Source organism: Clostridium sulfidigenes, from assembly GCF_000732635.1.
GTDB classification, from domain to species: domain Bacteria; phylum Bacillota; class Clostridia; order Clostridiales; family Clostridiaceae; genus Clostridium_J; species Clostridium_J sulfidigenes.
Map to the genome: position 1 here is coordinate 53,651 of NZ_JPMD01000022.1, position 22,278 is coordinate 75,928.

The 22,278-nt window shown below is 29.1% G+C and carries 23 protein-coding genes; 5 read left to right on the plus strand and 18 right to left on the minus strand.

From position 1 onward, the window contains the following. Positions 1–65: 65 nt before the first annotated feature. From gap to IO99_RS09080, 8 genes are all read right to left on the minus strand, one after another. Positions 66–1,100, minus strand: coding sequence for a type I glyceraldehyde-3-phosphate dehydrogenase (gene gap / locus IO99_RS09045; RefSeq protein ID WP_035132648.1), 1,035 nt, complete (start codon positions 1,098–1,100; stop codon positions 66–68). Positions 1,101–1,405: 305 nt separating this feature from the next. After that, positions 1,406–1,714, minus strand: coding sequence for a thioredoxin (gene trxA, locus IO99_RS09050; RefSeq protein WP_156964322.1), 309 nt, complete (start codon positions 1,712–1,714; stop codon positions 1,406–1,408). A gap of 174 nt (positions 1,715–1,888) precedes the next feature. Further along, the gene (locus tag IO99_RS09055) at positions 1,889–2,341 is read right to left on the minus strand and encodes a magnetosome magnetite crystal formation protein family (RefSeq protein WP_035132610.1); all 453 of its coding nucleotides are present in this window, start codon (positions 2,339–2,341) and stop codon (positions 1,889–1,891) included. Between the two features lie 185 nt (positions 2,342–2,526). Beyond that, on the minus strand, positions 2,527–2,910 hold the full coding sequence (gene panD / locus IO99_RS09060; RefSeq protein ID WP_035132612.1) for an aspartate 1-decarboxylase: 384 nt from the start codon (positions 2,908–2,910) through the stop codon (positions 2,527–2,529). Positions 2,911–2,925: 15 nt separating this feature from the next. Beyond that, positions 2,926–3,771, minus strand: a complete 846-nt coding sequence (gene panC, locus IO99_RS09065; protein ID WP_035132614.1) for a pantoate--beta-alanine ligase — start codon at positions 3,769–3,771, stop codon at positions 2,926–2,928. A gap of 56 nt (positions 3,772–3,827) precedes the next feature. Next, positions 3,828–4,655: a 3-methyl-2-oxobutanoate hydroxymethyltransferase gene (panB, locus tag IO99_RS09070; protein ID WP_035132616.1), complete on the minus strand. Its 828-nt coding sequence runs from the start codon at positions 4,653–4,655 to the stop codon at positions 3,828–3,830. A 50-nt stretch (positions 4,656–4,705) separates the two neighbouring features. After that, positions 4,706–5,515 (minus strand): Rossmann-like and DUF2520 domain-containing protein, encoded by an 810-nt coding sequence (locus IO99_RS09075; RefSeq protein ID WP_423219422.1) that lies wholly within the window; start codon positions 5,513–5,515, stop codon positions 4,706–4,708. A gap of 292 nt (positions 5,516–5,807) precedes the next feature. Beyond that, positions 5,808–7,049 (minus strand): glycoside hydrolase family 3 protein, encoded by a 1,242-nt coding sequence (locus IO99_RS09080; protein ID WP_051824023.1) that lies wholly within the window; start codon positions 7,047–7,049, stop codon positions 5,808–5,810. 93 nt (positions 7,050–7,142) lie between these two features. Here IO99_RS09080 and IO99_RS19320 point away from each other — a divergent pair, with 93 nt between their 5' ends. The 5 genes from IO99_RS19320 to IO99_RS09100 all read left to right on the plus strand — a co-directional run bounded on the left by IO99_RS19320 (position 7,143) and on the right by IO99_RS09100 (position 10,418). Beyond that, positions 7,143–7,298 (plus strand): hypothetical protein, encoded by a 156-nt coding sequence (locus IO99_RS19320; protein ID WP_167402876.1) that lies wholly within the window; start codon positions 7,143–7,145, stop codon positions 7,296–7,298. Between the two features lie 136 nt (positions 7,299–7,434). Further along, positions 7,435–8,139, plus strand: coding sequence for a glycerophosphodiester phosphodiesterase family protein (locus IO99_RS09085; protein ID WP_035132618.1), 705 nt, complete (start codon positions 7,435–7,437; stop codon positions 8,137–8,139). Between the two features lie 183 nt (positions 8,140–8,322). After that, positions 8,323–8,856 (plus strand): ECF transporter S component, encoded by a 534-nt coding sequence (locus IO99_RS09090; protein ID WP_051824024.1) that lies wholly within the window; start codon positions 8,323–8,325, stop codon positions 8,854–8,856. An 18-nt stretch (positions 8,857–8,874) separates the two neighbouring features. Next, positions 8,875–9,309: a DUF1893 domain-containing protein gene (locus tag IO99_RS09095; RefSeq protein WP_051824025.1), complete on the plus strand. Its 435-nt coding sequence runs from the start codon at positions 8,875–8,877 to the stop codon at positions 9,307–9,309. Next, entirely contained in the window at positions 9,306–10,418 is a 1,113-nt protein-coding gene (locus IO99_RS09100; protein WP_035132620.1) for an aldo/keto reductase, read from the plus strand. The genes IO99_RS09095 and IO99_RS09100 overlap by 4 nt, the downstream gene beginning before the upstream one ends. A 139-nt stretch (positions 10,419–10,557) precedes the next feature. On the opposite strand, the gene IO99_RS09105 is transcribed toward IO99_RS09100, so the two are convergent. From IO99_RS09105 to IO99_RS09150, 10 genes are all read right to left on the minus strand, one after another. After that, the gene (locus IO99_RS09105) at positions 10,558–11,460 is read right to left on the minus strand and encodes a GGDEF domain-containing protein (RefSeq protein WP_035132622.1); all 903 of its coding nucleotides are present in this window, start codon (positions 11,458–11,460) and stop codon (positions 10,558–10,560) included. A gap of 148 nt (positions 11,461–11,608) precedes the next feature. Then, the gene (locus IO99_RS09110) at positions 11,609–12,994 is read right to left on the minus strand and encodes a DNA recombination protein RmuC (RefSeq protein ID WP_051824026.1); all 1,386 of its coding nucleotides are present in this window, start codon (positions 12,992–12,994) and stop codon (positions 11,609–11,611) included. A 217-nt stretch (positions 12,995–13,211) separates the two neighbouring features. After that, positions 13,212–14,495, minus strand: coding sequence for a sensor histidine kinase (locus IO99_RS09115; protein ID WP_035132624.1), 1,284 nt, complete (start codon positions 14,493–14,495; stop codon positions 13,212–13,214). Between the two features lie 9 nt (positions 14,496–14,504). Beyond that, positions 14,505–15,203: a response regulator transcription factor gene (locus tag IO99_RS09120; RefSeq protein ID WP_035132626.1), complete on the minus strand. Its 699-nt coding sequence runs from the start codon at positions 15,201–15,203 to the stop codon at positions 14,505–14,507. Between the two features lie 236 nt (positions 15,204–15,439). Further along, the gene (locus tag IO99_RS09125) at positions 15,440–17,965 is read right to left on the minus strand and encodes an FtsX-like permease family protein (RefSeq protein ID WP_035132628.1); all 2,526 of its coding nucleotides are present in this window, start codon (positions 17,963–17,965) and stop codon (positions 15,440–15,442) included. A gap of 12 nt (positions 17,966–17,977) precedes the next feature. Beyond that, complete coding sequence (locus IO99_RS09130) at positions 17,978–18,658, minus strand: ABC transporter ATP-binding protein (RefSeq protein ID WP_035132630.1); 681 nt, start codon at positions 18,656–18,658, stop codon at positions 17,978–17,980. A 254-nt stretch (positions 18,659–18,912) separates the two neighbouring features. Next, entirely contained in the window at positions 18,913–20,007 is a 1,095-nt protein-coding gene (locus tag IO99_RS09135; protein ID WP_035132632.1) for a hypothetical protein, read from the minus strand. Further along, a complete protein-coding gene (locus IO99_RS09140; RefSeq protein ID WP_035132634.1) occupies positions 20,000–20,866 on the minus strand; it encodes a DUF1700 domain-containing protein in 867 nt (288 codons plus the stop codon). The genes IO99_RS09135 and IO99_RS09140 overlap by 8 nt, the downstream gene beginning before the upstream one ends. Next, on the minus strand, positions 20,859–21,194 hold the full coding sequence (locus IO99_RS09145; RefSeq protein ID WP_035132636.1) for a PadR family transcriptional regulator: 336 nt from the start codon (positions 21,192–21,194) through the stop codon (positions 20,859–20,861). The genes IO99_RS09140 and IO99_RS09145 overlap by 8 nt, the downstream gene beginning before the upstream one ends. A gap of 361 nt (positions 21,195–21,555) precedes the next feature. Further along, complete coding sequence (locus IO99_RS09150) at positions 21,556–22,170, minus strand: superoxide dismutase (RefSeq protein WP_035132638.1); 615 nt, start codon at positions 22,168–22,170, stop codon at positions 21,556–21,558. Positions 22,171–22,278 lie beyond the last annotated feature (108 nt).

The following is a 22,278-nucleotide window of genomic DNA, read 5'->3' on the forward strand; positions in this document are numbered from 1 at the left end:
ATATATTGGTATTTTATAATAGTTGGCTAAATTAATTTATAATGTTACTTAAAACCCTTAACACCTTAAGCTATTTTAGTAACTTTCTCTTCCTTTAACATCTGTGCTACGTAGTTAGCTAAATCAACAACTCTTGCTGAATATCCCCACTCATTATCATACCAAGATGCTATCTTAATCATGTTACCATTTACCATAGTTGATAATCCATCTACTATAGAAGATCTGCTATCTCCTTTAAAGTCTACAGATACTAAAGGTAATTCACATAATCCTAATATTCCCTTAAGTTCATTTTCAGATGCTTCTTTAATTACTCTATTTATTTCATCTACTGTAGTTTCTTTTTCCACTTCACAAACTAAATCTGTGATAGATACAGCAGCTGTTGGAACTCTTAATGCAAATCCATCTAATCTACCCTTTAATTGTGGTAATACTTTTGCAACCGCTTTTGCAGCTCCAGTTGTAGTTGGCACTATAGATTCCCCTGCCGCTCTTGCTCTTCTTAAATCTTTATGGCTCTTATCAAGGATTTGTTGATCATTTGTATAAGAGTGAACTGTAGTTATAAATCCTTTTTTAATTCCAAATTTATCATCTATTACTTTAGCTACAGGTGCTAGACAATTAGTAGTACATGATGCATTTGATATGATTGTATGTTGTGATAAATCTAAATCAGAATCATTTACACCCATTACTACTGTTATATCTTCATCTTTACCTGGCGCTGTTAATATAACTTTCTTAGCTCCTGCTTTTACATGATCCATAAGTTCTTCTTTTGTTTTAAATTTTCCAGTAGACTCTATAACTAAATCAACCTCTAAGTCCTTCCAAGGAATTTCTTTTGGTGATCCACATCTTGTTATCTTTATTTCTTTATTATTAATTATTATTGAATCCTCTGTTGTCTTAACGTCTCCTTTGAAGGTACCAAAGCATGAATCATAAACAAATAAATGTGCAAGTGTTTTTATATCTGCTCTAGCATTTATAGCTACAATATTAAAATCCGTCTCAGGACTTTCACATGCTATCCTTAAAAAAGTTCTTCCGATTCTTCCGAATCCATTTATTCCAACGTTTATCATAATTGAACCCCCGCAATTCATTGTTATACTCTTTATATCAATATAGTATATCACATTAGAATATGTGTCAAATATAGTATATCATATTTTTTCTTAATTTCCCGTTGAAATATAGTATTTACTTTCATTTTCTTTTATTTACTACCATTTTCATATTTATATTTATGTAAAAAATATTTAATTTACTAGGTTGGTTATTAAATTTCATTAAAAACTAATCATTTAAATCTGATATATGTGCTACACTTTTGCTTTTATAATATAAATAAAAATCCCACCAAGTTTGGTGAGATTTTTATTTGTTATTTTTAAAGATGAGTTTGAAGTTTAGCTTTAATATCTTCTGGAGACATATACCCTACCATTCTATCTACAGGAATTCCATCTTTAAGTACTACCATAGTAGGTACACTCATAACAGAGAATTTTTTAGCAAGAGATCTACTTTCATCAATATCTGATTTTAAAAATTTAATTTTACCATCAAAATCTCCTTGAATATCTTCTAACACTGGAGTTAATCTTTGGCATGGTCCACACCAAGTAGCAAAGAAATCCACTAAAACTAAACCTTTGCCTGCTTCATTTTCAAAATTATTTTCATCTATAACTTTCATAATAATCATCCTCCTATTCTTTTAAGGGTTAATACCTTTATTTTACTATAAATACATAAATTAAAAAAGTCTTCTTTTCATCATTATCCCATTTTATTTCGTATATCTAAGTATAATCCTTAAAAATCCTTTTAATATCATCATCAATCTACGAATTTCAAAGATTATACAATATTAATATTTTTTATATGCTATTTTTCTAGCCATTAACCCTATAAGAGGAATTTCATATTCTTTATATTCATAACACTTTACCATTGAAATAATTTCAAATATAGTTATAACTATAGCAACTATACCTGTTATTATTGCTGATAGTAATATAGTACCTAGGGCCCCATATGCTAGAGGTCTAAAAAACATTAATCCTATACTACCACCTATAATCATAAATATAATAGAACTAAATATAATACCTACAATATTTATTAAAAAAGCTTGCATAGCATGAAACTTCACAAAACTGCTATCCTTTTCTAAAATATAAATTACAATAGGAGCAAGCCATGCTATAATCTTTATTCCTGGAATAAAAATTACTACTATTGCTGCACCGTAAGCAATCAGCGCCATAACATTAGCATCTATATTTCCTATAGAAGACTTATGTGGTTCATAAATATTCATATAATACCATCTCCTTTTATATCCATATAATTATATTATTCCTTAACATAGTTATAATTACAATATATTTAATTCCTTATTTTTAAAATTTATAAAGAAAGGAATGGAAAAAGCTCATAAATAGTTAATTTCGATTTATGAACTTTCTACACTCCTAATAAATATGAAATTATATATGTTTATACTTACTTAAGCTCACCATGTTTTTCATAATGTGCAATTTCTTTTATTTTATTGCTATGATCTACAAAAACCACTGTTGGTTTATGTTCTTTGGCTTCTTCTCCATTCATTTCACAATAACTCATAATTATAACCTTATCTCCTACTTGAACACATCTAGCTGCCGCTCCATTAAGGCATATAAGACCACTACCTCTTTCTCCTGCTATAGTATAAGTTTCAAATCTACTTCCATTGTTGATATCTACAATTTGAACCTTTTCATATTCTAGAATTCCTGCTGCATCAAGTAAATCTTCATCTACTGTAATACTCCCTACATAATCAAGCTCAGCTTGGACTACAGTAGCTCTGTGTATTTTTCCCTTTAACATCGTTATTGTCATTGTTTTTCCTCCTAATTATATGTGATAAGTAAAGTTATCAATTAATCTTGCTTTTTTAAAGTACACTGCCAATGCTACTAGGACATCCTCCTTAATCTCTTTTACCATCTCTAGACTTTCACTGCTTACCACTTCTATATAATCTATTTTGGCTAAATCTTCTTTCTCTATAATTTCCCTAATTAGCTTTTTAATATTATCTGGATTTCTTTCTCCATCCTCTAATAGTTTTTTAGCCATAGAAAGAGATTTATTAAGCACTAATGCAGCCTTTCTTTCTTCTGGAGATAAATATATATTTCTTGAACTCTTCGCAAGTCCATCAGTTTCTCTAATAATTGGACATCCTACTACTTCAATATCAAAATTCAGATCTCTTACCATTCTTTTTATAACTGCTAATTGCTGAGCATCCTTTTCTCCAAAATATGCTCTATGGGCAGGTATAATATTAAATAACTTAGAAACTACAGTGCAAACTCCTCTAAAGTGCGTTGGTCTACTACTTCCACAAAGTCCAGTGGTTAAACCACCTACCTCTACAAAAGTTGAAGCATCTTTATAATACATATCTTCACTTTCTGGATGAAATATTAAACTTGCTCCAGCATTTTCACAAAGTTTTGAATCCCTTTCTAAATCTCTAGGATATTTATCTAAATCTTCATTAGGTCCAAATTGAGTTGGGTTTACAAAAACACTAACTACTACTCTATCATTTTCTGATACAGCCTTTTTAATCAAACTTTCATGACCTTCATGTAAATAACCCATAGTTGGAACTAATCCTACTTTTAAACCTTGAGCCTTCCACCCTTTAACTACTTCTCTTACTTTTATTACATCATTTAATATTTCCATAATTTTACCTTCTTTTTAGTTTAATTTTATTAATTCACTCAGCACTGAGTTTACTTTTAATATAGTTTAGATATAACTTCTTCACTTATTTTAAATCCATGCTCTAGTGCTGGAAAAATTCCCTTACTTACATCTTCAATATAGGCTTTAAAAGCTTCTGTCATTGTAGCTCCTAAATCCGCATATTTCTTAACAAACTTAGGTGTAAAATCATTAAACATTCCTAACATATCTTGATATACAAGAATTTGCCCATCGCAACTAGCTCCTGCTCCAATACCTATTGTTGGAATTGATATTTCTTTGCTAATTATCTCTGATAACTTAGCTGGAACACACTCTAAGACCACTGAAAATGCACCAGCTTTTTCTACCGCTTTTGCTGCTTCAATAAGTTCTTTAGCCGCTTCTTCACTTTTTCCCTGCACCTTAAATCCCCCTAAGGAATTTACTGATTGAGGGGTTAATCCTATATGTGCCATTACAGGAATAGACGCTTTAGTTATAGCTTCAATTCTATCGCACATATCTACTCCACCTTCTAGTTTTACGCATTGAGCACGTCCCTCTTTCATAAGGCGTCCCGCATTAAAAACAGCGTCATAAACAGAAGTTTGATAAGACATAAATGGCATATCTGCAACTACTAAAGCATTTTCTGTTCCTCTTGCTACGGCCCTTGTATGATGAATCATATCCTCCATAGTTACTGAAATTGTATCCTCATAACCAAGACACACCATCCCTACTGAATCTCCAACTAAAATACCATTAATCCCTGAATTATCAATAATCTTAGCCATGGAATAGTCATAGGCAGTAAGCATAGTTATTTTTTCACCCTTTGCCTTTGCTTCTCTAAATGTTATAGCCGTATTTTTCATTTTATTTTTCCTCTCCTAGAAATTCTTCAATCTCACTATAATCTCTATTTTTATTTTTTTTTCTTTGCCACCTTTAACAAATTATTATTTAACATCCTATATAAAACTTTATCTTCCTCACTTAAACAAGCTATATGAGCCTTCATGGTAGATAAATCCCCTCTTTCCAATGGTCCTGTAAGGCTTTTTACCATTCCTGAAGATTTTATATTCTCTATATTATTGGTTATAAGAGGATATAAGGCTTCGATGGCTAAATCTTCACTAAAACCACACTGTTTAAGATAATTTACACCATTATTAATAAGCCCTAGAACCAAGTTACTGCTAATAACCGATGCTAAGTGATATAAACTCTTACTTTCTTTTTCAATAATTTTTACCGAATTACCTAGAGAACGAAAAATTCCAGCTAATTTATCAATATATTTTTCATGTCCCTCAATAGTTATAAAAGCTTTTTTAAAATTTTTATAGGAATTATATTTGTCTGATATGGCAAACATAGGATGTATAGAATATGGGTAAGCACCAAACCTGCTTATATCTGAAAAGATTTCCGAAGATAACAAACCACTACAGTGGCATATTAATTTATTTTTTATAGACAACTCTTTAAGCTCATTCCAAACCCCCTGAATTTCTCCATCTGGGGTAGTAATAAAAATCACATCACTTTCTTTCATTAACTCCTTTAAGTTTATGAAAGATTTTGTGCCAGTAAATTCTGCGGCTTCCTTAGCTGAGCTATGATTCCTACTATAATATCCAATAAGTAAGATACCATTCTCTTTAAAGTATTTCCCTAGCGAAAAACCAACCTTCCCGGCTCCAATGAATCCAAATTTTATAACAATCACTCCTCACTTTATCTGTTTTCTAAGTTAATATTAAAACAATACATAAATATTAACTGAAATTTAAAACTAAAAATCATGTGAAGTAATTTGTTATCTAAGTCTCATTCTAAAAGATATGAGCTGTCCGTAAAACTTTTCCTTTATAGCTGTTTTCCCTAGAGAATAATAGCTATATACAAATTAGAATATTATTTTTCAATCTATATATTCTAATTTAAAGATATAATCAAATTATAGGTGCAGTTATTCCTATACTGCCCATAATTACTTATATCACAATTATATAAGTAATTCAATGTCTAGAAATTGTATTTTTTAGTTTTAAAATTCTATAAACACTCTCATTAATTCTTTTTTCAGTAATGATACCATTTCTAACAGCTTCTACTACTCCATCTATGGCACTATTTTGATCATGTATACCTGATGATACTATTATTATGTCATTACCTGCTTCTATAGCTTTAACCGCTGATTCATTAGTTGGATACTTGCCTTTAACTCCCTCCATAATCATATCATCTGTAACAACTACTCCATTAAATCCTAACTCTTCCCTTAAAAGCTTTGTGACAATATTTTCAGATATACTTGCTACGTAATCCTTATCTAATTGAGGTAAGTATAAATGACCTACCATTATCATTTCAACACCATTATCTATTGCATATTTAAATGGAATTAACTCTAAATTTTTTAATTCATCAAGGGATTTATTTATAACTGGCACCCCTACATGAGAGTCAGCATCTGTATCCCCATGTCCTGGGAAATGCTTTCCTACTCCTAAAACACTTGCACTCTTCAAACCTTTATATACTTCCGTTCCCATTTTCTTAACAATTTCAGGATCATCTGAAAATGCTCTATTACCTATAACTGGATTATTAGGATTAGAATTCACATCTAGCACAGGTGCGAAGTCAAGATTAAAACCTAAAGACTTTATAGTTTCACCTATAGCTTTTCCATGTTCAAAAGCATAATTTAAATCTCCAGTAGCTCCTACATCCCATGCAGATTCAAAACGTCCCATTTCCTTAGGAATTCTACTTACAACTCCACCTTCTTCATCCACTGACATAAAAAGTTTAACCTTGTTTTCATTATTTAACCCATTCAAACTTTCTATTAATTTTTTTGTTCCACTTACAGTGTTAATATTTTTACTAAATAATATTATCCCTCCTACTTTTTTATTTTTTATTAAACCAATAATATTATCATCCACTTCATAACCATCAAATCCAACAATAAACAGCTGACCTACTTTTTCCTCTAATGACATAGCATCTATTTCATCTTGTATTGGGTCAACTTGAGGCTCCTCTTCACCGAATTCTTCTACCATATTATTATTTTTCAAATCCTTATTAGACTTATCTTCTATATCTATTTTATTATTATACTTTGATTCTTTACTTATAAAGCTACATCCATAGAATAAAATATTTGATGTGCAAATAACTACGACGATCATTATAACCTTTGTTAATTTACTAATTGTCTTGAAAATATTTCTATTACTTTTCATTTATTTTACACTCCTTTAATTTCCTATAATAAAATACACAAAATAAACCACACTAAAATTATATTCAAATTTATTTTTTTAGGAGGAATTCTTATGACAAAGGATAGTCAACCAGATAACAAACAAGCTAGAATGGAAAAATGTAATTATCAAACACCAATTACTAGTGAGACAGGAAAAAATCATAATAGAACTGCTAAAAAGCACTCTATTAAGAGAGAAGGATTTCAAAGCCCTCATATAAATTAAAATTATAACCTATCCTTAAGTAATGGGGAAATTCCCCATTACTTTTTTAATATATTTTAATATATTATTCTTTTATCACATATTAACACCTTTGTTCAACTGTAGTAATATATTTATATACGGAGGTGTATAAATTATGATTTATTTTGCTCATAGAGGTGCTAGCAAAAATTATCCTGAGAATACTTTGCTTGCCTTTCATAAGGCTATTATTGCAGGTGCAAAAGCAATTGAACTAGATGTTCATAAAACAAAGGATAATAAACTAGTAGTTATTCATGATGAAGATGTTGCAAGAACCTTTCAGGGTAAAGGACTTATAAAAGACTTAACCCTCGAAGAAATTAGTTCCTTCAAATCTAAAAATATTGATTATGAAAATAGCAAGTTATGCAAGATTCCAACTTTATACAAGGTCTTAGAGTTACTTAAACCTAGTAAAGTCCTTATAAATATAGAACTTAAAACTGATGTTATTCACTATAAAAATATAGAAAAAGACGTGATTGATTTAATAAAAAACTATGGTATTGAAAACCATGTATTACTTTCTAGTTTTAATCACACTTCCCTTGAAATATGTAAGTCTATAGATAAAAATATAAAATTAGGTGTGCTAATTGATAGAAAAATTGATAATATAATTGCCTATGCTAAAAATCTAGGTGCTTATTCTTTAAATCCTAATGTTTATTTAGTAAATGAGCCTTTAATCAAATTGGCTCATAATAATAACTTAAAAGTATTCACCTACACCGTAAATAAACCATTTATAGCCAATCACCTTGATAAAATTGGATGTGATGGTATCTTTACCGATAACATAGAGAAATTTATTTAAGTATGATTTTAAGTTCAGTAGACAAAAGGAGTTAAATTACTTGCTTTAACACCTTTTATTATACTTTATATCAAATTACTAATTTAATATTCATAATTTTAAAAATAATTATAGAAGTACATTTACTTATAATGGTATAATTACTTAGAGTCCAAAAATAATTATTGAAAAGGTGTGATAAAATTGAAAACAAAACAAATAGTTTACAGTGGACTTTTAATTGCTTGCAGCATTTTACTTCCCCAATTATTTCATTTAGTGGGAGGTCCCGGTATTGGAACAACACTTCTTCCTATGCATATCCCAGTTTTAATTGCTGGATTTATCCTTGGTCCTATTACCGGATTAATAATTGGAATTTTAAGTCCTATTTGTAGCTTTTTATATACTGGAGGAATAATGCCTGCAATACCTATGTTATATCTTATGATAGTTGAACTAGGTACTTATGGATTATTTACAGGTCTTATATTTAAGAAATTTAAATTCAACATATATGTATCACTTATTGTATCTATGATTGCAGGTAGAATAACTAGAGGTTTAGTTTTTGTCGTTGCTACAAAATTTTTGGGAATTTTTCTTCCTCCTGCTATGGGTATATCTATAGCAATAACTCAAGGTATTCCCGGAATAATACTTCAAATGCTAATTATCCCACCAATTCTCTATTTGTTATGTAAGCTACCATATACTAAAAACTTAATGACTCAATAAATTTGGAGGCGTATTAAAATGAAAACCCGTATAAAAGCTTTACTTGAAGAATATAAATATAGCTGTATCCTTATGAGCAAAGAAAAAACTGTGATGACTTCCTTTGATAAAGGTGTAAGCCCTATATATAAATATATCAAAGAAAATGGAGTGTCTCCTATACCATTAATAATGGGCGATAAAATTGTTGGAAAGGCAGTTGCTCTGATGGCTATTTATGGTGGTGTGGAATATATCTACACACAAATAATTAGTCAAGGCGCTATAGATATTTTAAATTCCCATAATATTAAATTTGACTACGAAGAAATAGTTCCTTATATAAATAATCGTAAAAAAGATGGGCAATGTCCTATGGAAGCATCTTTGTCTGGCACAATAAATCCTGAAGAAGGATTTAATATAATTGATACATTTATTAAAAATAGAGAATTAAAGGAGTGTCCAAAATGATTTATAAACCCTATGGTAAAACTGGTAAAATGGTTTCTGCCCTCGGCTTTGGTGGAATGAGATTTAAAGATGATTGTTCCATTGAAGAAGGAGCTGAAATAGTTAGGTATGCAAATAGCCTTGGTATAAATTACTTTGATACTGCACCTAACTATTGCAATGATAGAAGTGAAGATATCTTTGGAGAAGCTTTTAAAAATATGTCTGGTGAATTCTATGTATCTACTAAAAGCAGTCTTGGTAGTGAACCAGATGCAGATTCAGTAAGGCGTAGAATAGAAAACTCACTCAAAAGACTTGGTATAGACAAAATTAACTTTCATCACATGTGGTGTATTATGGACCTTAATCACTATAAAAAAGTTATGGCCAAAGGTGGTCCTTATTGGGGAGCCCTTAAAGCTAAGGAGGAAGGCTTAATAGACCACCTAGTATTTTCTACCCATGCTTCTGGTGAAGAAATTAGAATTATGGTAGAAGAAGGTTATTTTGAAGGAGTAACCTTAGGGTACAACATTTTAAACTTTCCGTATCGACAAGAAGGTATTTTAGCTGCTCATCAGCATGGTCTAGGAGTAGCAACCATGAACCCTTTAGGTGGTGGATTAATTCCTGAAAATCAAGAATATTTTTCATTTGTAAAACAAAATCAAAATGAAAGTGTTGTACAAGCAGCGCTGCGTTTTAATGCTTCTCATGAATGTATTTCAGTAACTCTATCTGGTATGGGTAGTAAGGAAGAAGTTAAGCATAATGTAGATGCTGTTAAAAACCTTACTATTCTCAAAAACTCTCAAATAGAAACTTTAAAATCTTCTCTTAGGCAAGATATGAATCAACTATGTACAACTTGTCAATATTGCAAACATTGTCCTAAAGGTATTAATATTCCTAAATATATGGATTTATATAATTATTACGTATTAAAAGGGATTAATGGTATAAAAGAAATGTATGAATTACTCTCTAAATATGGCGATATTGACTTTGAGAAAGATATGGCTCCTAGTGATTGCATTGGCTGTAAAAAATGTGAAACTCTATGTACACAAAAGTTAAATATAGTAGACAGACTAGATTGGATTAATCGCAATGTGATTACTAAATAGCTATTTATAGTAGTTAGTTATAAAGCTTAGTCTTAAATTAAAAAGATATGAATTTATTAACACCCCTTAATTTAATAAATTCATATCTTTTCTTTGTTATGTACTTTAAAATAATAATCATAAACTTTTTATAATTTTATTAATCTCTTAACCTATTTTTATTAACAACGGTAGTATTCCTCCCCTTTTCCTTAGCCTCATAAAGGTTTATATCTGCTCTATGTATTATATCTTCGGTATTCATATCTAAATCCCTAAAGCCATATACTCCGAAACTACAGGTTATACTAAACTTATTTCCTTTATGTTCAAGGGTCGTTTCCTCTAAATTCTTCCTAATTCTTTCTGCAATAATTTCTGCTTTATCTTCATCTGTATCATTTAAAACAATTAAAAATTCTTCTCCACCATAACGTCCAATCCAATCACTTTCATTGCTTCTAATATATTTTGAAGCAATTCTCGTAAAATCTTTTAATACATTATCTCCAACTATATGACCATAGGTATCATTAATTTCCTTAAAATAATCTATATCTGCCATTATAACAGACATAGATTTTTGTTCCCTTATAGATTTCTCAACATCAACTTCTAATCGCTCTCTTATGTACCTTCTATTATATACACCTGTAAGATCATCTATTAGGGTAGTTTCTTGTATATTTTTCAAAAACTTCTCAATAGATTCTGCAAATTCCCTCTCTCTATCTATAATAGCTCCTCCTTTTGATATATCCTTCACTAACTCAACTATATAGGTTTCCTTGCCAATATTTATAGGAGAAGCCATAACTAGAAAAATCCTGTTTTTGTTATACTCTATTTTTACTACTGTTTCATTGCTTTCATATGCTTGTTTAGAAATACAATTTTCACATATACCATTCCTATTCCATAAATCATAGCAATGTGTATCAGTATTTATAGTATTGTTATCTGTTGATAAAATTTTATTATTATTGGGATTAATTATTCTTATCATATCATATATATTTTTAAAGATTGAAAGTCGCTCTTTCACATCATCCATTATATCCATACTTCAAAAACCTCCTTGTTTAAAATATGGCTTCATTTGTTATGTATTTTTTATTTTTCAGCTGTAATAAAGTACATCTCTACATGTAATTCTAAAATATCTTTTATATATATTTTGAAAAAATGATCTAGAATATACTTCTATTTAACTATTCATCTATAGAAAGTACATCTATATATTTCTCTGATACATCATTTGTTAAACTTTCTACACTCATAAGTTTTTTATTAATCTGCTTAGTCCTTGTACCTACAAGCTTATCTAAATCTGTACTTGCTTGATTTAACTTTTTCTGTGTAGCTTTAAGCACCTCTTCAAATTTTCCAAACTCTGTTTTAACTGCTCCAAGTACATTCCAAACTTCACTAGATCTTTTTTCAATTGCAAGAGTTCTAAATCCCATCTGTAAACTATTTAAAAGTGCTGCTAAAGTTGTTGGGCCTGTTATATTTATCTTATATTCTCTTTGAAGAATTTCAACTAAATTAGTTCTTTTAACTACCTCTGCATAAAGACCTTCTATTGGTAAAAACATAATTGCGAAATCAGTGGTGTAAGGTGGGTCTATATATTTATCTCTAATATCCTTAGCTGATTTCTTTATAGCTGTTTCTAACTTTTTATAACCTTCTTCTATTAAACTTTGGTCTCCAGTATCATAGGAATCCACCAAATTGTGGTATACATCCAAAGGAAACTTTGAATCTACAGGAAGGTATACTACATCAGAGGTTTTATCCTTACCTGGAAGTCTTATTGCAAATTCCACATTATCTCTAGATCCCTTCTTAGTTACTACATTTATATCGTACTGTTCTTTAGTAAGAATTTGATCTAAAATTCTTCCCAATTGAATTTCTCCTAAGGTTCCTCTAGTCTTAACATTGGAAAGAACTTTTTTTAAATCTCCTACTCCCATAGCTAAGGTTTGCATCTCACCTAGTCCTTTATGCACAACTTCCAATCTTTCACTTACCAACTTAAAGGATTCTCCTAATCTCTTCTCCAATGTGCTTTGTAACTTTTCATCCACAGTTTCCCTCATTTTTTCTAACTTATCCTCAGTAGACTTAAGCAACTCACCTTGTTTTTGGGATAAATCATTAAATTTTTCTTTTTGAAGATTATTAAACTCATTAACACTTTTAGAAAATTGATTTTCAAAAGATTTAAGTGATTTTTCTATAGTATTAGAATATGTATCTAGTTGATTCTTTTGAAAATTTGCTATTTCACTCATTCTACCTAAAATAGCATCACTTAACCTTTGTATTTGAAGGTTCAACTCAATTCTAGCTTCTTTTTCACCTTTACGAGATTCTTCCCTATTTCTAGAGATTTCATCTCTAAAGGCTTTTTCTAATTTATCAACACTTTTATCTATATCTCCTACCCTTTGTTCTATATGTAAGATTGAATTCTCAATATCGGCTGCACTGCCCTTTTGCATTCTGCTTCTAGAATCCTTTAATTTTAGAGTAAAATATATATTTATAATTAACAATATAATTACAATAACCAATAAAACTTCCATTATCTCATCCCCAATCTTAAAATTTATATAAGAATATTACTCTCAAATACCGTTTAAAGGCTAAATAGAAAATTTTATCTATTTAGCCTTATATTTAAGGTAAAATAAGAAACATGAAAATATGTTCCCTTGGTCATTATATCATTTTTCAGTATAAAATTACAAATAGATTAAATTATTAAACTCTTCAATGTTTTTACTATCTATTTAATTTATATTAGATACTTTTCATAAGTACAATTTTAAACTCAGTACCTATGTCCACTTTACTTTTAACTTCTATATATCCTCCTTGGGCTTCAATAATTGATTTACTAAGAGATAATCCAATTCCAACAGACTCAGATTTTCCCCCTTTATAAAATCTCTTAAAAATATTAGGAAGATCCTTTTCACTAATTCCCACTCCATTATCCCTTATTACAATTTTTGTATTTATGGGATTTTCTTCAAGTTCTATATGAATTTCACCATTATAACTATGTTCTACACCATTCTTAACTATATTAATCAACGCTTCTCCTAACCATTTCTCATCATAATTAAACATAAACTTATTTTTATTTTTTTTATTAATCTCTTCTATATTACTTATTACCGTTTCTTCATACATATTACTTTCAAATACTATATTAACTTTATTTTCTGCTGCCATCATTGCAACATTGTCTATAACTTCATAAATAGTATTAACTAAGCTATTTTCCTTCATGTTAAATTCAATTGCTCTTGCATCTACCTTGGCTAGCTTCAATATACTTTTTATAAGCCAATCCATACGATTTAATTGTGTCTTGCTATTATGTAAGAATTTTTCCCTATTATCTTCACTAATTTTCTTATTACTTAAAATATCATTATAAATAATAAGGGCAGATAGTGGTGTTTTTAATTGATGAGATATGTCTGATAATACATTTACTAGAAACTCCTTTTCTTTTTTTAAGTCTACCATCTGACTTTGTAAAACTTGTCTCATATTTTTAAATCCATAGGAAAGTTTTGCAAAATCTCCTTCCTTTTCTTCATAAAGATTTACATCATAGTTTTCCTCTAGTATTTCCTTTGAGGCTCTTGTCAAATTTCTTACTCTACTATATATACCTCTATACTGAATATAATTTAATAATATTAGTAAACCTCCAAATGTACTACCTATAATTATAAATATAAATTTACTATTTTTAAAAGCTTCATTTATTCCATCTATATACATTATATTTATATTGTCTTTATAACCATAATTATCTATAATTTTTTCTCCTAATTTTATCTCTTCCTTTGTTGGCACCTTAAAGGCTGCCTCTACTAAATCCGCTTCAAGATTAGGAAATTTTTCTACCATTGTAGATAACATTGCAGCCCTGCCATCTATATATTGACTCTTTATGTTATTAAAATAAAAAGTAATCCACATATTAACGATAAATATAAATATTATAACTATAAATAATAACACTATGGAACTCTTTTTTAATTCTGGATTTATAAGCTCTTTCATTAATTTCTCCTACTTTCCATTAACAACTTCTTTTATCCACATATAGCCTAGTCCTCTTTTCGTTATAACATATTCTGGCTTACTAGGATTATCTTCTATTTTTTCTCTAAGTCTTTTTATATAGACTGAAAGAGTATTTTCCTCTACATATGCTCCTTCTTCACCAAATAATTCCTTTAATATATGATCCTTGCTAAGTAATATTTCTGGACTCTGTAGAAATGCTAAAAGAAGTCTATATTCCTTTGCCGTTAATGATATCTTTTCATTACCTTTCGATACTTCTGCACTAGATGTGTTAATAATTATATCCCCAGATCTTAAAGTTGTTATATTATTATCACCTTTGCCAACTCTTCTTAAAACTACACGAATTCTTGATAATAACTCCTTTACTCTAAAAGGTTTTGTTATATAGTCATCACCACCTATATCTAATCCCAAAATTATATTTACTTCTTCATCTAAAGCAGTTAAAAATATTATAGGGGTGTCCTTCTTTTCTTTCACGTATTTACAAAAGTCATAGCCACTTCCATCAGGTAAATTTATATCTAGAAGTATTAAATCGAACTCCTCATTATTAAATTTTTCTTTTCCATTCTCTATAGAACCCACTCTAAAAACCTGATACCCTTCTTCTTCAAGGGTATATTCTACTCCTAAAGCCAATGCCTCATCATCTTCAACTAATAAAATTCTATTCATTACATAACCTCCTCCATAAACAAATTTTCAAATTATTTATTAACACTATTTTATAACTTCCATTTATAACTTAATTTTATCATTAAAATCATATAACATTATAGGAATTTTAAAAAGCCTAGGTTATAATTATATTAAAACAAAAATCCAAAGAATATTTCCTTGGATTTTTGTTTTATCTATTTCTTATTCTTATTTTGGAATAACTGTTTTATTTAATAATAGGTCTATATTATTTACTCGCCTCTTATACTATCAATAATATTTTGTTTACTCAATCTTCTAAGAGGTATTAATGCCGAAACATATCCCATAATAATTACAGCTACAATAGAAATAATAATACTATTCCATGGTAATGTGAATTTGAAATCCCTAATATTTGACATAGGATTATATAGTATATATGCTAGTATAGTACCTGCTACTGAACCAATAATTCCTCCATATAGTCCAAATAATACACCTTCAAAGGTTATCATTTTTCTCACTTGTTTCCTTGTCATCCCTATAGCTTTTAAAGCTGCTATTTCCTTATTCCTAAGAAGAATATTTGTAGTTACCGTATTTACAATGTTTACTGCACTTATTAAGGTTATTACTATTATAAATCCCATAAGCAATATACTCATTTGCAATTTATACGCCTTTTCACTTTTAGCAGATTCTATTTTATTATAATAGCCAATTCCTGCATTAATATTTTCTATCTTTTTTAGCGACTTATCTATTTTATCTAAATAACTTTCATCTTTAATTTTTATTCCCATATTTGTAACTCTAAAATTTTTCATCTGCTGCTGATTGCCTTCTATTATATTCTTAACAGTATTCTTACTTCCTATAACGTTTAATACTCCTTGATAATCTAAATCACTAAAAGGCTGAACATCCATAATTGCTGCTACCTTAACCTTCTTAAGCTCCTTACTATTAAAGTTCTCTTGTCCATCTGAATATTCCACATCACTAATTAGTATCTCATCTCCTACTTTAAGTTTAGCCATGGGTGCAATAAGACTTCTCTTATCTCCAAAGAATGTTGTTTCTCTAACTATAATTACTTCTCCATCTTTAAGATTATCAATGCTACCTTCCTTAATATATTTCTTAGCCACATTTAACTTATTTTCTTCATAGGTTTGAAATACAACACTAATTTTCGATTTGTCTTTTCCATCAACTTTACTCTTGAATAAATCTTCATCCCTATTTTCTGCTGCCCACTGTCTTACATCCTTAGGTATAGCAGAATCCTCAACAAATCCTTGAGTTAATATGAAATTATAATGTTTATAGATTTCACTTACCCCTGAAATATTTCTTACTTCTTCAATTAATTTATTATTTATAGCATCTAGTTTTTCAGTATTACCATTATCATAAATGGTAAATGCAATGTCATTATCTTCAGTAACCTTCTCAGAAAAATTATCTGAGAACTTAGCAAAGCTCATAAACGTTACAAATAGGGTTACACTTATAGCCATAGATAATACAGTTATATAAAATCTTCTTTTATTTCTCTTAACATTTTTTAGAGCCATGGCTGTATCTATTTTAAAGAATTTTCCTAAAAATTTACCACTCCTATTTCTCTTTTCTTTCTTAATTAAAGATTGACTACTTATAGCTATTAATGGTGAAATCTTACCTGCACTTCTAGCTGGTAGATAAGCTGAAACATATATAGTTGCTGCTCCTATACCACTACTTAATAATAGTACAAATGGTGATGTTACTACTTTAAGGTTTGAAAATTCACCCAATCCTGACATCTTATTAAAGGTAAATGCAATACAATATACAGCCACTATTCCAAAGAATACTCCAAGAGGAATACCTATAAATATCATAATAGATGCTTCTCTAATTACTAAATTCATAATTTGTTTTTTAGTAGTTCCAATAGCTCTTAACAATCCAAACTGCTTCATTCTTTCTGCTATGCTAATATGGAAAGCATTATAAATAACCACTACTGTAGCCAAAACAACAATTCCTATAACAATGAAAACTATCATAAATAGAGATTTATTCATATCAGCATTACTAGACTCCCCTATAAGTCTTAGTAAATCTTTATTTTGTACTACTTCACTTTTACTACTAACAAGATTAGATACTTCCTTAATCACTTCTTGTTTAGCAGCTTCATCCTTAATTTCAACTAATACTGTGGAATCGTCTTTCACATTACTATCATTCTTTATTAAATAAGCCTTTGATATTCCTTCACTTTGATTTTGCCAATCATCTTTAGCTATTCCAGATAAGGTATAATCTTTTTCATCTCCATCTTCATCTTGTATTTTAATTATATCGCCTACTTTAACTTCTTCATCAAAATATCTAAGAATCCATCTTTCAATAACAACTTCATTATTACTCCTAGGTAATTGGCCTTCTTCTAAATTTATATTCATAAGTTTAAATGCAGCTTCATTTAAATAGTTAAGTTCAATGTTTTTATCCTTTATAAACGGAACAGCATTTTTACTAATCATAACCCCTAAACTATTAACATTTATATTAGTTTGAATCTTATTTATTTCATCTTCAGATACATTAGTTATAGCAACATGAAATGCCCCCATACTTTTCTTTGAATTTTCAATCATAGAATTCTGCACTGTTAATATAAAAGTACATATTGATGTTATAAGTGCTACTGACAATATTATTCCTATTATAGTTAATATTGTCCTTTTTTTATTATCCTTTAAGTATTTTCCACTTAAAGCTTTATAACTATTAATCAATGTTTCTTCCCCCTATGCCATAGTTTTATCACTTTCAATTTTTCCATCACTTAAAGTTATAACTCTATCTGCTTGTTCAGCCACATTCCTATCGTGAGTTATAAGTATTAGAGTTTGATTATACTTTCTAGCTGTAACCTTTAAAAGCTCTATAACTTCCTTAGAATTCTTACTATCCAAATTACCCGTTGGCTCATCTGCAAGAATTATAGATGGCTTATTTATAAGTGCTCTTGCTATTGATACTCTTTGTTGCTGCCCTCCTGAAAGCTCTGATGGAATATGTTTTCTTCTATCTTCAAGACCGATCATAGATATAATTTCATCTAAATATTTTTTATCTACCTTCTCACTATCAAGAAGGGCAGGTAAAGATATATTTTCTTCTACATCGAGAATAGGCATTAAATTAAAGAATTGAAATATAAATCCTATATTTCTTCTTCTAAAGATACTAAGACCAGTTTCATTTTGTTTGTATATGTCTATATCATTTATAAATACTTTTCCACTAGTAGGTATATCTAATCCTCCAATTAAATGAAGTAATGTAGACTTTCCAGAACCTGAAGCTCCTACTATAGCTACAAATTGTCCTTTATCAATGCTAAAGTTAATATCATCTAAAGCACGAACCTGACTATTTCCTTCTCCATAATACTTCTTTAAGTTTTCAACTCTTAAAATCTCCATACATAATTCTCCTTCAATCTATATTAAAATTTTATAGTTACAATAATTTAACTCTTAGCCTCAATAGTATTTAGATTAAGGTTATATTAATCACTGCACTTCTCTTTACAAATATCATTATATATATTTAACTATTTTTTCACCATAAACCTTACCTTACATAATTAATAGTTTTCTTACATTTTAGTCATATAAGAAAGAGTGTAGCAAATTGTCATTAAACAAATTTAACTACACTCTTCCAATTCTAAAAGTTAATTATATAACTCCATTTCTAAATCAGTAGTAGATGAATGTTCAAATTCACATATATCATATCCAGATACACTTAATTGAAAATCCTTCTTTTTTCCTCTCCCTATATACCCTTCATAACTACTATTAGAAGTTACTGAATTAAAGTTTTCTTCATTACCTAAATCAGCTCCATCAAAGTATACTCTTCCTCCATGATTATCTTTTAAATTAACCTTCATAGCATAATTGTCAAAATCAGTGGTATACTCTACATCCCTTCCAACTAATATAACATTTTTTCCTATTGGCATGTAGGATTCTATATTTATATAATTAGCATTGATGGTAACATTATTAGGTAGCACTTTTCCTTCTCCATAATCCTTATAAGTACCTCCTGAATACACCCTAGCATTATTACAATCTATTTTAACATTTTCAGCATTTATAAATTCCCTTAAGTCTATTTCTAGATAATTGCTAGTTTTAATATTAATATTTTTAAGAGTATTATTATGTGGTAAATTTACATATCCCCCTCTAGGACTTGTAAAAATCAATGTATCTTTCAAAACTTTACTATCCTTTATTGTTAGGTTTGTATAATAATTACTATTAAAATTAATGTCTACTCCCACTGGAACTTCTATAACAATTTGAGCATTATTATTTTTTTCTTCCATAAGTGTGTAAATAATTGCATCATAAGATTTTTCAAAAAATCCCCTTATATTTTTTGCTTCAAAAAAATTATACATAGCTCTGTCTCCTACAACCTTAAGACCCTTTGTATTGGCATCATATGAAGTTTGTACCTTCATATCATTTTCTATATATTCTAGTACCTTAACCCTTGTATTTTTATCTGATGAAGATTTAATTTCTACATTATACCCTTTATTTTCTAAGGATGAAATATCAACAACATCAACTTGTTTATCTGTTACGAATACTTCTCTTTCCGAAGGAGTTGCATTTATTATTTCTCTTTGAACTCTATAAACTTCATTTGCAATTTTAGGCATCATATATGCTCCACTTATAATGGACCCTGTAATTCCTACTGCAAGAAACACTCCAGCCACAATAAGAGATTTTTTCCATCTATTCATTAAATTTTTCCTCCTTATCATCTATATTTTCTGCTTTATAATCTCCATCTATATCTTCTGTAAAAATAGGCTTTTCTTCGTAAGCCTTATCTTCTACAGAAATTTCTTCTATCTCTTCATTTTTCTCAGTAGCACTTTCAGTATTCTTCTCATTACCTTCAGTGTTTTCTTGTTGATTTTTAACTCTTACATACATATTTCTAGTTTTAACCCAAGATATATAGCTCACTACTAGGTATTTTAATCCTTTATATACTAAACAGTATAAGATCCAACATAAAATAATAAATCCAGTCCATGCTATACAAGCAAAGAATCCAAACACTCCCATAGATATATCAATTCCACAAAGGAATGCAGCTCCTAGATAACCTATAAAGTTTGCAATTGACATTCCAACAAGTCCTAGACCACTGGCTATCATAGACATAACTATTGTTAAAGCTGGGAAAAATAATAAAATACTTATAACAACTATTATTAATTTTACTCCAGCAGAAGATATCTTTCCGTTAATTACTGAATTGGAATCTAAAAATTCCTTAGTCCTATTACCTGCCTTTTTTCCTTGTCTCTTTACATTTTTCCAAAGATTTTTAGCGTCCTTAGAAACTTTATCTTTAAGTTCACTATTGCTACTACTTGTAGATTTGCCTTGTCCCTTCATCTCCTCAGTCAATTCTTTTGCAATGCTCTTAGGAGAACCTAATGTTTTTATAATCTCCTCATCACTCTTTCCCTGTAATTCCCCATTTAAGAAAAATTCTTCATAGTCTCTTAATATATCATTTATCTCAAGTTCACTAAAAGCTCCCTTTAAGTAATCCCTAAGTATATCTAAAAAATCATTTTTAGTCATTATTCTTATTCTCCTTCCTATAACATCCTAATATTAAATTTACATCCCTTACAAACTCATCCCATTCTTTAACTAAAGTACTTAAATTACCTTTTCCATAGTCTGTAATCCTATAGTATTTTCTATCTGGGCCACCTTCTGACTTCACCATATAGGTTTCAAAATTTCCTTCTGTAGTAAGTCTTCGCAATAATGGATATATAGTGCTTTCCTTTACTGACATAACTCTTGAAATATTTTCTACAATTTCATACCCATACATATCTCTGTCATTTATAAGTGTGAGAACACAGATTTCAATTACACCCTTTCTGAGTTGTGTACTCATATCTAAACCTCCTTTATTAAGTTTTAACAACATACTTTTCTTTGTATATATTTTAACTATCCTTATACTATGTAAAACACAATAGTGTCTTAAAAAATATAGAAGTTACTGTGTATTAGACAACCCTTCTAAAACTCTAGCAACTTCACTATGTAAAACATAGTAGTCCCTTTTAAATTTGGTACTACGTTTTACATAGTACCCTTACATTCTTATGTTATCATAGTATCGTGTTATACACAATAGATACATATTAAAAATTTTATAAATATATTTAACTCCTATATTCTAATTAGTGTGCAAGTTCTTTATATTAAAATAACCAAGGCATTAAGCCTTGGTTATCCAGTGTCAAAATAAATTATTTATAGCTTTCATATACTTCTTGAATCTTATCCCAGTTAAATAAGTTCCAAATACTATTAACGTAATCTGGTCTTACATTCTTATATTTTAAATAATAAGCATGTTCCCAAACGTCGATTGTTACAAGTGGTTTTTTACCTTTACTTAAAGGAGATTCTTGATTTAAAGTAGCCATAACTTCTAGCTCACCATCACTATTTAAAACTAGCCATCCATAGCCTGAACCAAATTGTCCAATAGCAGCTTTAGAAACAGCTTCTTTCATATTTGCAACACTTCCAAAAGCTTTATTGATTTTTTCAAGTAATTCTCCCTTTGGTTCACCTTTTCCTCCTGGTGTTAAAATGCTAAAGTAAAAGTTGTGGTTTGCCACACCTCCACCTTGATTAATAACTCCTTGACGAATTTCATTTGGAATACTATCTAAATTCTCTAACAATTGTTCTAAAGTTTTACCTTCAGTAAGAGCTTCATGTCCTTCAAGTAATTTGTTAAGATTATTTACGTATGTTTGTAAATGTTTGCCGTAGTGAGTTTCTACTGTTAAAGCATCAATGTGTGGCTCTAATCCATTGTATTCATAAGGTAATTTAATTTTATCATATGTCATTTTAATCCACCTACCCTTTCCATTTATAACATATGCTTATATTTTACCACTTTTCATCCATATAAGCACTAATAAAAATTTTTACTTACAATTTATTATTATAAATTA

Coding starts and splice junctions, on each gene's coding strand:
- IO99_RS09120 (WP_035132626.1), bottom strand. CDS start 15,203: ATGAATAGAATTTTATTAGTTGAAGATGATGAGGCATTGGCTTTAGGA.
- IO99_RS09145 (WP_035132636.1), bottom strand. CDS start 21,194: ATGAGTACACAACTCAGAAAGGGTGTAATTGAAATCTGTGTTCTCACA.
- panB (WP_035132616.1), bottom strand. CDS start 4,655: ATGAAAAATACGGCTATAACATTTAGAGAAGCAAAGGCAAAGGGTGAA.
- IO99_RS09105 (WP_035132622.1), bottom strand. CDS start 11,460: ATGGATATAATGGATGATGTGAAAGAGCGACTTTCAATCTTTAAAAAT.
- panD (WP_035132612.1), bottom strand. CDS start 2,910: ATGACAATAACGATGTTAAAGGGAAAAATACACAGAGCTACTGTAGTC.
- trxA (WP_156964322.1), bottom strand. CDS start 1,714: ATGAAAGTTATAGATGAAAATAATTTTGAAAATGAAGCAGGCAAAGGT.
- IO99_RS09110 (WP_051824026.1), bottom strand. CDS start 12,994: ATGGAAGTTTTATTGGTTATTGTAATTATATTGTTAATTATAAATATA.
- IO99_RS09080 (WP_051824023.1), bottom strand. CDS start 7,049: ATGAAAAGTAATAGAAATATTTTCAAGACAATTAGTAAATTAACAAAG.
- IO99_RS19320 (WP_167402876.1), top strand. CDS start 7,143: ATGACAAAGGATAGTCAACCAGATAACAAACAAGCTAGAATGGAAAAA.
- IO99_RS09135 (WP_035132632.1), bottom strand. CDS start 20,007: ATGAATAGATGGAAAAAATCTCTTATTGTGGCTGGAGTGTTTCTTGCA.
- IO99_RS09055 (WP_035132610.1), bottom strand. CDS start 2,341: ATGAATATTTATGAACCACATAAGTCTTCTATAGGAAATATAGATGCT.
- IO99_RS09150 (WP_035132638.1), bottom strand. CDS start 22,170: ATGACATATGATAAAATTAAATTACCTTATGAATACAATGGATTAGAG.
- IO99_RS09095 (WP_051824025.1), top strand. CDS start 8,875: ATGAAAACCCGTATAAAAGCTTTACTTGAAGAATATAAATATAGCTGT.
- panC (WP_035132614.1), bottom strand. CDS start 3,771: ATGGAAATATTAAATGATGTAATAAAAGTAAGAGAAGTAGTTAAAGGG.
- IO99_RS09130 (WP_035132630.1), bottom strand. CDS start 18,658: ATGGAGATTTTAAGAGTTGAAAACTTAAAGAAGTATTATGGAGAAGGA.
- IO99_RS09100 (WP_035132620.1), top strand. CDS start 9,306: ATGATTTATAAACCCTATGGTAAAACTGGTAAAATGGTTTCTGCCCTC.
- IO99_RS09115 (WP_035132624.1), bottom strand. CDS start 14,495: ATGAAAGAGCTTATAAATCCAGAATTAAAAAAGAGTTCCATAGTGTTA.
- IO99_RS09085 (WP_035132618.1), top strand. CDS start 7,435: ATGATTTATTTTGCTCATAGAGGTGCTAGCAAAAATTATCCTGAGAAT.
- IO99_RS09140 (WP_035132634.1), bottom strand. CDS start 20,866: ATGACTAAAAATGATTTTTTAGATATACTTAGGGATTACTTAAAGGGA.